The sequence below is a fragment of the Limosilactobacillus reuteri genome (assembly GCF_002254085.1).
Classification (GTDB): domain Bacteria; phylum Bacillota; class Bacilli; order Lactobacillales; family Lactobacillaceae; genus Limosilactobacillus; species Limosilactobacillus reuteri_K.
On the sequence record NZ_NGPY01000028.1, the window covers coordinates 1 to 11,485 of the forward strand.

The window sequence follows — 11,485 nt, forward strand, 5'->3', positions numbered from 1 at the left end:
CAATCTGAATCCTGATAATTACTTAGTAATCTTAATTTTTCTGTTGTGGAATAACTAGAAACGAAAAACACCCCCTAGAATTGGCACTTTTATTATTTAAAGTGTCAACCCTAAAGGGTATTGTACGCCATCTTAGCGCCAACTCTTTTAGCGGCCTCGGCAACATTACGTGTACCATCAGCGTTTACTTGCCAATTGAGATCTTTGGCAATATCTTCAGCGTTATCAACGGCAGTATAAGCGGCACAATGATAGATCACTTCGGGTTTAAGCGCACTAATCTTCTCATTTACAACAGCCTGATCAGTGATATCCAGTTGTTTAGAATCAAAGGCGTCATATGCAATTCCGCGTTCATCTAATAGGCTCCGTAATTCTGAACCGAGCTGACCATTAGCACCAGTAACTAAAATTTTTGTCATTTTTACCCTCTCCCGATCATTAAACAAAAGGCGATATCTAAAAGAAAAGACATCGCCTAATGCAATTATTTAGCTACCATATTAGTATAAAATATCTTCTAAAATTTTGGTAGTAGTTTAAAAGGAAAACTTGCAATAAATACAGGTTCGACACACATATTACAACATTAGTGTTAAGAAGAAAAAGGCGTCCTTTGACAGACACCAATTCAATGAAGTTTAATTATGTTGCTTAGTTATTGTAACAAATACTTAAACATAATGCTACAGCTACTTTTATTAATCGCGTTTAAAAAGGTCACGTGTGTAAACTTTATCACTTACATCATCCAAAATACTACTATAACGATTAGCGATAACCGCATTACTCATCTTCTTAAACTTCTCAATATCATTAACGATCTCACTACCAAAGAATGTAGTTCCATCTTCAAGAGTTGGTTCATAGATAATTACTTTAGCACCTTTTGCTTTAACCCGCTTCATAACACCCTGAATTGAACTTTGTCTGAAGTTGTCCGAATTTGACTTCATTGTTAAACGATAAACTCCAATGACTACTTGGTGTTCTTCTGTTGGTTCATAATTAGCAGAGCCCGTATAGTAACCTGCTTTTGCCAATACCTGATTTGCAATAAAGTCTTTCCGTGTACTGTTAGAGTTAACAATAGCTTCAATCAAATTTTCAGGAACATCTTGATAGTTTGCTAATAATTGCTTGGTATCCTTAGGTAAGCAATAGCCACCATACCCAAAGGATGGGTTATTGTAGAATTGACCAATCCGCGGATCAAGACATACCCCATCAATAATTTCTTGTGAATTAAGCCCCTTAGATTCTGCGTAAGTATCTAGTTCGTTAAAGTATGATACTCGCAGAGCTAAATAAGTGTTAGCAAACAGCTTTACTGCTTCTGCTTCCGTAAAGCCCATGAATAATGTATCAATATTTTCTTCCAATGCTCCCTCTTGCAATAATGCAGCAAATTTTTTGGACGCATCGACTAAATGAGGATCATTTTTATCTGTAGAAACAATGATTCGACTAGGGTACAAGTTATCATATAGTGCTTTAGATTCACGTAAGAACTCTGGACTAAAGATAATGTTCTTTGTCTTATACTTTTCTCGAACTGCTTCTGTATATCCTACTGGAATTGTCGACTTAATTACCATAATAGCATTAGGATTGACCTTCATCACGAGTTCGATCACATTTTCAACAGCACTCGTGTCGAAGTAGTTCTTTTGACTATCATAATTCGTTGGTGCCGCAATGATGACAAAATCAGCATCCTTATAAGCAGTTTCACCATCAAGCGTTGCCGTTAAGTCTAAATCTTTTTCAGCCAAATACTTCTCAATATAGTCGTCTTGAATTGGTGATTTACCGTTATTAATCAACTCCACCTTTTCAGGAACAATATCAACAGCAGTAACATGATTATGTTGTGCTAATAATGTTGCCAGTGATAGACCAACATAACCAGTACCAGCAACAGCGATGTTTAATGGTGATACTGAATCTAATTGGTTTGGTTTATCACTTTCAACGAAAAGATCAGTGACGTCAAAGTCTAAAACATCACTTAAACTTTCTAATTGTGCAATCGATGGCATAAAATCCATTAATTCAAGCCGACTAATAGTAGCCCGATTAATCCCCGTTTTATCAGCTAACTCTTGCTGAGTCATATTAGTTTTTTTTCGCTTAGTAATTATAGTATTAGTTAATTTCTTTTGTGATAACTTTTTCATAATTTACCCCTCTGTTTATGTTATTAATGATAACAAAAAAACATCATATCAATTATTATTTTAATAAAAAAAAGTAATTTTCAAGAACAAGCTTTTTTTGATGTTATAAATAACAATCATACTGCACTGTTCTTGAAAACAACTTGAAAACTCTAAGAGTAATGCCGGTTATATTTAGCTTTTTTTGTTTTATTTTTATCAAAAATCAAATATTTTCTATAAACACTTAATGATTTAATCATATTACGAAAAACAAATTCTCTTTTTTCTTTTTTATTCTTAACTATAGCATTTGTCGACGAATCTTCTAGATGCAATACATGTAAAGACGGATCATAGATTGTAACATAACCATTTGAAATTGCATATGTATGCAGTATATCTTCTTCCATGTATAAAAAGGTCCCTATCCGAAAAGCTTTATCTTCCCTTTTTATAAAGTTAGGTGTAAAAACTAACATCGAACCATGTAAAACAACATTTTTTTTAACATTCTTATAATGTTGCTTCCGAGGCACTTTATTAATTCCTGTACTTCTTTTTAACAAATCATATATATGAAGTCGACTTAAGACTAACAATAAACGGTATCTAAGAATCTCAAAACTAACCTTAAAAAGATTTGTAGTAGTTGTCTTCATAGGGCTCTGATGCATTTTAGTTAAAATCGATTCAATATCAGGTCCAATAATATATGCATCATACTTTGTATATACTTTTTTAACCTTTGTCAAGAAATCTTGTTGATCAAAAATTAAATCACTATTACAAATTAATATAAATTGAGCTTTAAGTATATTTTTTGCGAATCTGTATCCAACATTGTTACCTTCAGCAAAGCCAACATTTTCCTTATTTTTTAAGAAGATGATATTTTTTGTATCTGAATATACATCCTTAACTTTTTCAAGGCTACCGTCATTAGATGCATTATCAACAATTATAATTTGATACTCACCATTTAATTTTTCTATTGACCTAATACAATTTATAGTATCTTTGGAACTTTTATAGTGCAATACTACAAATACGTACGTAGATAATTTCATCACTATTTTCCCTCTTCAGTTAATTTATTTTCATCTTGCAAAGATGCTGCCTTAGCAAAAAGCGTTATTAAGAAAATATTATAATAAAGCGTTAACATAAGATTATCGATTAGGCCGTGAAAAGCAAAAATAACTAAAATTATAACTAAACAATTACTTTTTACATTTACTGCTTTAGTGATTGTAACAGTTAGCAATATCAGTAGCAGTACTATGAATACAATCCCATATTGTTGCATTATATTTATATAAAAATTATCCACATATAAATAATTCATAGTATTCAATATTGGAATACCACTAAGAGATAATCCATTTCCCTGCCATTGAAGATTTTTTACTCCAAATAGATTTACTCCAAATAGATTTAACGATATGTTTGCCAAGTTTAACCTATCTTCTAATATATAATTTAATTTGTCCATCCATAAAATTCTTGAACTATAATTACCTATTATCAATATAGACAATATTCCTAGAAATACGTAAATATATTTGAAGTACCTAAGTAAATTGTTTAAATAACCTTGTTCAAAAATTTTAAAATATTTTTCTAACATTGCTAAAAATAACATAAATATAATCATAATTGTTGATAGCTTAGCATAAGTATTAACATAGATATATACAGTCATAATTAAAAAGAGAAATAAATTTAGCAATTTTATTTTCTTTTGATAAGAATATACATAAGCTGCTACAATATTAAACATTATTGCAGACGGATATAAAAAATATCTAAATCCTAAATATTTTCTTAATAGTCCTCCCCTCATTTCTGTATAACTACTAATCACTCCTACTTTGGAAGAAAAAATCACAATAATTAATTCAACAAAAAGAAGGAAGCACGTATATTTAACTATATTTTTTATTTCCATATCTCTAGAAACATAAACAAGCGCAGTTGTGCACAGAAGCTCATTACCTCCAATAAAAAACGTAAAAGCTGAAATTATAATTAAATAAATTAAGTCAACTACACCAGTATTTTTTGAAAGTACACTCACCAATTCTTTGAAATAACTTACTCCAATTATAAAAATTAGAATAATAACATAGGCACTCCCTCTAAAGTAATTAAAAAACATCGTCTGTGTTAATGTCATAAAAATTAAATATACAGTTAATCCTAAATAGTACAACATACCCATGACGCTATTAATACTAATTTTCAAGGTAAATGCCTCCTAGAAGTCTTTGGCAAAAATATTCTTGACATCATCCTTAAAGTTCTCTTTTTCTAAAAGGATAACCTTTCTATATTGAGAAAAATCATCAATTTTTGTGTTGTATGATTGTAAACAATCATCAACCACGCTTATTATTCTTGGAATATTTTTATCCTCAGCTTTAATTTTATATTTTTTAGGAATACAAATATCTACGTTATTCTTAGCACTCCCATCCATTCCTGTTATGATACAACATCCAGAAATTGCAGCTTCTCTTGGAAACCTGTCTTTTCCAGGATGATTTCCAAAATCGATATAGACTTTGCTCCTTAAAAGCAGACTCCTAACCTCAGTATTTGACATATTTTGGATTGGTACCCAGTTATAATTTGGATATGCACTTATTAATTTTTGGGTGAAATCAATACCCTTCTTTGGATTATAAAGTACATTGTTTTCACGATTTTCAAATGAAACATCTGCTGTATCTAGGTATACACTATTTAAGTAATCAGACAGCCTCTTTGAATTGCTAATACCATTATTAGCAAGAAATTCTCTTGCATATTCACTCTGATACAAATGGAGAATATCATTGCTTAAAGTTTTTTTCAATATCGAAATTCGTCTTTTTAATAACAACTTAACAGCTTTGAACCTTCCATAAAATTTTACAGCATTACTAAAACCATTTGTTTTCAAAAAATTATCAACTGACATCCACCAGATAACCTTTTGAATATTGTCAAAATTATCAAGCATTTGTATATTAATTTCAGGAGCAACTAGTACATTATCCGCCACATCATCCACATCTTTGATGATTGAATAACTATCCACATAATTTCTAAATGCTGGATTAACAGTCTCTGCATTATTCTTTACTGTTATATCATAATAAAGAATTTTAGCATGTCCTCCAAGTTCGTTGATCTCTCTTACTAATTGATGAGCTAATTCCGTACCCCCTGTTTTATTAAAAGCAGGACATCCAACATAAATAATCGTATTTTTCCTTATATTCATCTATATAAATTCCCCTTATTGAAAACTTTCTTCCATTTTATTAGCTATTCTATTCCAATTAAATTCATTAGAAACTGTCTTATGAGCATTTTCTCCCATAGATTTCGCTAAATTGGTATTATTTAAAAGTTGCTTTATTTGTTCACTCCAGAGTGTGTAATCATAATTATCCATTATGATTCCATTAGTTAAAGTTTTTATTAGCATGTCTGCCCCAGCTGTATGACTTGCAATTACCGGAACCGAAAAATACATAGCTTCCAATAATACCATTCCAAAAATTTCCTGTTTAGAAGGTAGCAAAAACAAATCCGTTTTCTGGTATACAAATTTTAATTGAGAATTTCGCAATGATTCAACCCAAAGCACACTTTCCTGTAATTCCTGAGGAATTAAGTTTTTACAGTATTGTTTATACCTATTTGAGTCTTTACCAATAAGTATTAATTGAGTTTTCCTATCCTGTCGATTCTTTATTTTATAATCTATGAAGGCTTCTATTATAAATTCAACATTCTTTCTTTTTGAAATACTTCCTACAAACAAAACATTTTTATGCCCTTGCATTTTATTAAGAACAGTTTTAGTCGAGACATCTATTTTTTCTTCTTTTTTATATTTTTCTAAATCTAATCCTACTCCGACAGGAATCGTATTTGAAAATCCTTTTTTTTCAAGAAAGTTTTCGGCCATTTTAGTTTTGCAAAATATTTTTTTTAATCGCTTATTTAAAACAGAAACAAAAAGTTTATCATATATAGGCTCAATTAATTTTAATTTAAAAAGATTATAATAAGGTCCGTTATATACATATACATTGCTATGCAGGCCGCTTAACAAAACCGCCATTATCTGACTATATTCCGAGACAATAATATAATCATACTTTTTTAGGAACTCTTTTTTCAAAATTTTAGGATATACTCCTGATCTAAGTAATCTTATTCCTTTACACCATAAAATTCGTAGATTATTTTGTGGTGTATCTATTAATTCTATTTTGTTTTCATCCGAGTAGTATAATATATCAAAATCATAGCCTTTTTTACAAAATGCTTTTCCAAGGCCTATTTCTTGTAAATTATACCCATTCAAATTAACTTTATATGGTCCTGATCTAACATAAAGGATTTTTCTAGTACTCATCAGCCTTCACCCCTCGTTTTCTTTTCTTTATGAATGAAATGCAATTATTGATCACATCTCTCCTAAAAATACACATAAAACTAGCATATATAACTATTCCTATTAATACTTCAATTATCAATGTCAATAATGTTGCAGGCCAGTATAAACTAATCCAGAATATCGGCAAAAACATTATTATTCCGGCTACTATATATTTAAATGTATATCTAAATAGACTATTTAAGCTCACAATCCTTTTTACATAGATCACTTGATACATAGTAACAACTGCTTCAGAAATCACCGTTGAAATCATTGCACCATTTAATCCCCAGAAATAGATAAATGGTAGATTCAGAATAATATTTGTAAGCGCTCCTAATAATACAGAAGTTGTATATGCCTTAATTCTATTGATTGGTAATAGAAATTGTGTTCCAATAGTACCGCTCCAACTTATCATGATAATAACAACCGCTTCTATTGTCATGGCAGTTCCAACTGGATAATAACCTTTGCCATAAAATAGCGGTACTAAAGTATGTGCCACTCCAGCTAATCCAAATGCCATAGGTACTGAAATAGCTGTTACATAATCAAACGACTTATATAATAAATTATTTACTTTTTCAAATTCTTTGTTTGAGTACGCATTTGCTATATGAGGCAACATTACTGTCCCTAATGCAGTTGCTAATGCTAATACCATTTTCACTAAACTATCCGAATAATTATAATATCCAGAAAACTTAGGTCCTTGAAATACTCCTAGCATTGTTTTATTAAGCACTAAATATATCTGTGTAGCAATTTGTGGGATAAATAATGCTAAGGTAGGAATCAAATGCCTAAATGGATTCAATGAGCTAATTTTTACTGAAGATGTTAATGTTTCCCTTAAAAAAGGCCACAAGGTTAAGTTTCCTACTAACGTTGAAATTGATAATATAAAAATATATATTCCAACATCATTTTTAGTTTTCACAAAAGTAAAAATAAGAAAAATAGAAATCACTTTAATTAACGTATTTCTAAGAACCGTCTTTTTGAAATCTTCAATTCCCATATACAACCATGATATATCAAAAACAACAGCAAAAATATTGATAGACTGTAGAATTAAATACACATGATATTCAGAATAAATAAATAGAAAAGATAAAAATAATAACAGTGAAAATAGTGTTGTTACTGTTTTTAATAACTGTATTTCCCAGAAAACTTGTGTTAATTTTTCCTTGTTTTTTCGTACATATGCTATTTCTCTATTGCCATATAGAGCAATTCCTAAATTAGCAACAAGTATAAAATACTGCGCAATAGAATTAGTATAGGCATTTACACCAACACCATTAGGACCTAATACTCTACTTACATACGGAGTAGTTATAAGTGGCAAAAGCAATGCAAGAAGTTGATAGCTTGCATTATAAAGATAATTTTTTATAACTTTCATGTTATTACCTACTAATATCACTAATCATAAAAATCAACGATTCTTTGATACTTTTTCTCTTTTATCATAGACAACAGACTCTGCTTTTATATCCTTTGTCACAAGAGTTCCTGCGCCAATTACTGATCCATGACCAATCGTCACACCATCTAAAATAATTACACCACTACCAATCCAACAATCATCTTCAATAGTTATTCCTTTATTGTTGACCCCTTGCTCCTTAATTGTCGTTGATACATCAGAAAAATTATGATTTTCGGCAAATAAAGATACTCTTGGTCCAATCATCACGTTTTTTCCAATCTTAATTTTCCCTGAACAGCCTACGAACCCGTAAGGCCCAATAGATGAGTTTTCTCCCATTTCTAATCCGTAACCTATTTTGCCAACACCGTAGTAACTTGATGGACGTATTGACGTATACCGACCGATAGTAACGTTTTTCCCAAATTTCAAGCCATTAGTTGATAAACCGTGTATTTCAGAATAATCTTCAAATTTAATATTTTTTTCACAATATATTTTTTCTTTATGAGTTATATCAACATGTTTTCCGATAAACATTGGTAGCTTTTTACGCTTAAAAAAGGCACTTCTAATGGCACCTCGGCATATTTTTCTTACTGTCCGTACATAAATTATTGTTTTGTCATAGTTAGATACCTTTTTATTAATATGCGGCATATTCTCACCTTAATTTTCATAAAATAAACTTTTGATATTCCGCACGTGTTGAGTTAATTTATAATTCAAATTTAAATCTCTAACACAGCTTCTTATCGTCGCTAATTTTTCTGTTCCTTTTAATTTTTTTATTCTACTTATTATCTCTTCATCGTTCTGGCATCTCGCTTCTAAGGGTATTAAATCCTTAGCCCCCACAGTATCTGATACTATACAAGGTGTTCCCTGAAGTAATGCTTCTAACACAACAAAACCAAATGTTTCATGCCATAAGCTAGGAACTACTAAAACGTCCATATCTCTATACGCTTGTTGTAACGAAGCTGATGAAACAATTCCATAATTTTCTACATTTGATTTTTGAAACACTAGACTATCTACAACATCGCCATAAAATCTAAATGTTACATCAGGCATACTTTCTGCAATTTTAGCTAATCTGTAGAACCCTTTTTTATGGTCATAAGGTCCAACATACCCAACCACTAATTTATCATGCGTTTCATATTTTCGATTCCGATTATCTGTTAGTCCACTATGCGTAATTGGCACTACTTTACCTTTAATATTAGGTAAATATTGCATAATATAATCCTGCGCAACAGAACTGTTAAAGTGAAAATCGTCAATCAGACGATACATTTTTAGATAATATTCACGTAGTTTTAACCCTAATTGTGCTTGCTCAATAGTAAGACGTTCAGAATCTGCTTTATCATTTAATTGTGTTTTCCTACTTTTACGAACCTTCTTTATTAGCTTGCTTTCTTTAAAATGTTCATAAAGATGCGTTTGCATAACCAATAGCTTTGTGTATGAAGGGCCATTTTTGCATACCATACAATCATCTGTACAAACTGAATTAGTTAATTCTGATATTGGATTTTTTGACAACATTTTAGGGCATAATCCATAGAAATCATGAGTAGTAAACACTATTTTTATTCTTTCGCGATGAAGGTAGTCTAGCATTTCAATTGGCGCACCCATTAATGTATGGAAGTGGACAACATCAGGCTTCTCTCTATCAATAAAATGTTTAAATTCATCAATATTTCTTTTAGCAATAAACTTATCAATATTATTAGCATCTATTCCTAATCCTAAAGAAACTGGTAAACCATTTTTTAATTCCAACACTCGAAATGGATATGTTGTTTTTTTTGTAGTAATCTTGATCTTTTTAGAAAAAGGATTAATGCTTCCGGGATACATTAAAAGTACTTCATCCTTTTTCGATAATTCAAGCGATAAATCTGTACTGTACCGTGGTAGCCCTCCTCGACGATAAGGTGGTAACCCTAATGTATACTCTACTATTTTCATTCTTAGTTAACTCTCACTTATAAAGACGTCATCATATTTTTCAGTGATATATTCCCAACTGTAAGCATTCTCAATTCGTTCTTTTGCATTAATTCCAAGTTTTCTAATATTATCGATATCCATGCTTTCAGTACTATCTAATAGTTTTTTTAACGAACCATTATCTTTTGTCCAATATAACACAGCATCTTGCCCTACTTCACGATTAAAGCCAACATCATACAATAAATTTAACTTAGTGCTACTCAATGCTTCCAATAGTGAAGGATTTGTTCCGCCAACTGAGTGCCCGTGTAAATAGCCAAAAGCATTTTCACGAATATACTTTAATAAGTCACCGTCATAGACTGTTCCGACAAATTTAATTCGTGGATCCTTATCAAAGCCGGTCTCCTTTTTTAGTTCCTCGTAAAACTTATTATGCTCTACATTTGTAATTAAAACTAAGTCCTTTTTGACCTTACTCTTCATGAATTCTGCAATCATTGTTGCATAGTTGTTTTCTGGAACAAAACGACCAACTACTAAAAAGTAATCATTCTCTTTTAGTCCTTTCTCGGCATACCAGATCCGAACTTTTTCACTATCTGCTGTTAAGTTAGAGGCAGTTACATCAGCTCCATAGGCAATATAGGTTGTCTTCGGCTGGTATTTGGCGTAGGTCGTCTGAATATATTTTTCGATATTAACCGAATCACAAACCAATAAGTCCGCATGTTTAACCATTCCTGCTTCTGATACTTTCCAGTACTTTCGAACAGGCCTTGACCACTTTGCTCGCATCCATTCGTGTCCATCAGGATTAACAAATAATTGGCCACCGAGCTGGTGTAATTGTTTAACATATTTACTAATAAATGGGCCTATTCGACAAGCCAAAACATAAACTATTGGATGAGAAATATTTTGTTCTTTAATTTGACGAATACATTCCTTAAATGCAGCAATATCATAATAAATAGCCTGAGCTGGTCCTAATTTTTCTGAGATATCAATCTTAAAGCAATCAGCATTATAGTATGTAAAACGATGATCATCAATTGTTTTTGCACCTGGTAGTTTGCTTTCGTCCATTGCACCTTGTCCGTTATATTTACATGCCACATGATATTTAATTTGTTTATTTTCTTTATCAGTCTCGATTAATTTTTTTAGGAACGTTTCATACCCGCCGTAGTTGCCAATACCTTTTGCTCCTATGATGAAAACATCTTGCATTCTTTTAACCTCAATAATAAAAACTTCTCTTATTTTAGCACTGGACCTTGATAAGAGAAATTTTTAGCTTTCTATAGTGTTATTGACCGTTCTCCGCATACTTCGCTTCAACCGCGGCTTTTTCATCTTTCCACCAATCTTGGTGTTCCGTATACCAATCAATCGTGTGTTGTAAACCGGTTTTGAAGTCAGTAAATTCTGGCTCCCACCCTAATTCTGTCCGCAGCTTTGTAGCATCAA

The 11,485-nt window shown here is 31.2% G+C and carries 9 protein-coding genes and 2 pseudogenes; all 11 read right to left on the reverse strand.

What is annotated here, in order from left to right; all coding sequences use genetic code 11:
* Nucleotides 1-122 precede the first annotated feature (122 nt).
* A pseudogene (locus CBG10_RS06410) lies at nt 123-422 on the reverse strand (sugar nucleotide-binding protein); the annotation flags it as partial.
* A gap of 279 nt (nt 423-701) precedes the next feature.
* Nucleotides 702-2,180 carry a nucleotide sugar dehydrogenase gene (locus CBG10_RS06415; protein ID WP_094512068.1) on the reverse strand — a complete coding sequence of 493 codons (1,479 nt, stop codon included), beginning with the start codon at nt 2,178-2,180 and terminating at the stop codon, nt 702-704.
* A gap of 152 nt (nt 2,181-2,332) precedes the next feature.
* Nucleotides 2,333-3,229, reverse strand: coding sequence for a glycosyltransferase (locus CBG10_RS06420; protein WP_094512070.1), 897 nt, complete (start codon nt 3,227-3,229; stop codon nt 2,333-2,335).
* Between the two features lie 2 nt (nt 3,230-3,231).
* A complete protein-coding gene (locus tag CBG10_RS06425) occupies nt 3,232-4,407 on the reverse strand; it encodes a hypothetical protein (RefSeq protein ID WP_094512071.1) in 1,176 nt (391 codons plus the stop codon).
* A 12-nt stretch (nt 4,408-4,419) separates the two neighbouring features.
* Nucleotides 4,420-5,430 carry a hypothetical protein gene (locus CBG10_RS06430; protein ID WP_094512072.1) on the reverse strand — a complete coding sequence of 337 codons (1,011 nt, stop codon included), beginning with the start codon at nt 5,428-5,430 and terminating at the stop codon, nt 4,420-4,422.
* A 15-nt stretch (nt 5,431-5,445) separates the two neighbouring features.
* On the reverse strand, nt 5,446-6,576 hold the full coding sequence (locus CBG10_RS06435; RefSeq protein WP_094512074.1) for a glycosyltransferase family 4 protein: 1,131 nt from the start codon (nt 6,574-6,576) through the stop codon (nt 5,446-5,448).
* Nucleotides 6,566-8,014 (reverse strand): flippase, encoded by a 1,449-nt coding sequence (locus CBG10_RS06440; protein ID WP_094512075.1) that lies wholly within the window; start codon nt 8,012-8,014, stop codon nt 6,566-6,568. Before CBG10_RS06440 ends, CBG10_RS06435 begins: the two co-directional genes overlap by 11 nt.
* 33 nt (nt 8,015-8,047) lie before the next feature.
* Nucleotides 8,048-8,701, reverse strand: coding sequence for an acyltransferase (locus CBG10_RS06445; RefSeq protein WP_094512076.1), 654 nt, complete (start codon nt 8,699-8,701; stop codon nt 8,048-8,050).
* Between the two features lie 9 nt (nt 8,702-8,710).
* The gene (locus CBG10_RS06450; RefSeq protein ID WP_094512078.1) at nt 8,711-10,027 is read right to left on the reverse strand and encodes a glycosyltransferase; all 1,317 of its coding nucleotides are present in this window, start codon (nt 10,025-10,027) and stop codon (nt 8,711-8,713) included.
* A gap of 6 nt (nt 10,028-10,033) precedes the next feature.
* Complete coding sequence (gene cps2T / locus CBG10_RS06455) at nt 10,034-11,245, reverse strand: beta 1-4 rhamnosyltransferase Cps2T (protein ID WP_094512080.1); 1,212 nt, start codon at nt 11,243-11,245, stop codon at nt 10,034-10,036.
* Between the two features lie 79 nt (nt 11,246-11,324).
* Nucleotides 11,325-11,485: pseudogene (locus CBG10_RS06460) on the reverse strand (dTDP-glucose 4,6-dehydratase); the annotation flags it as partial.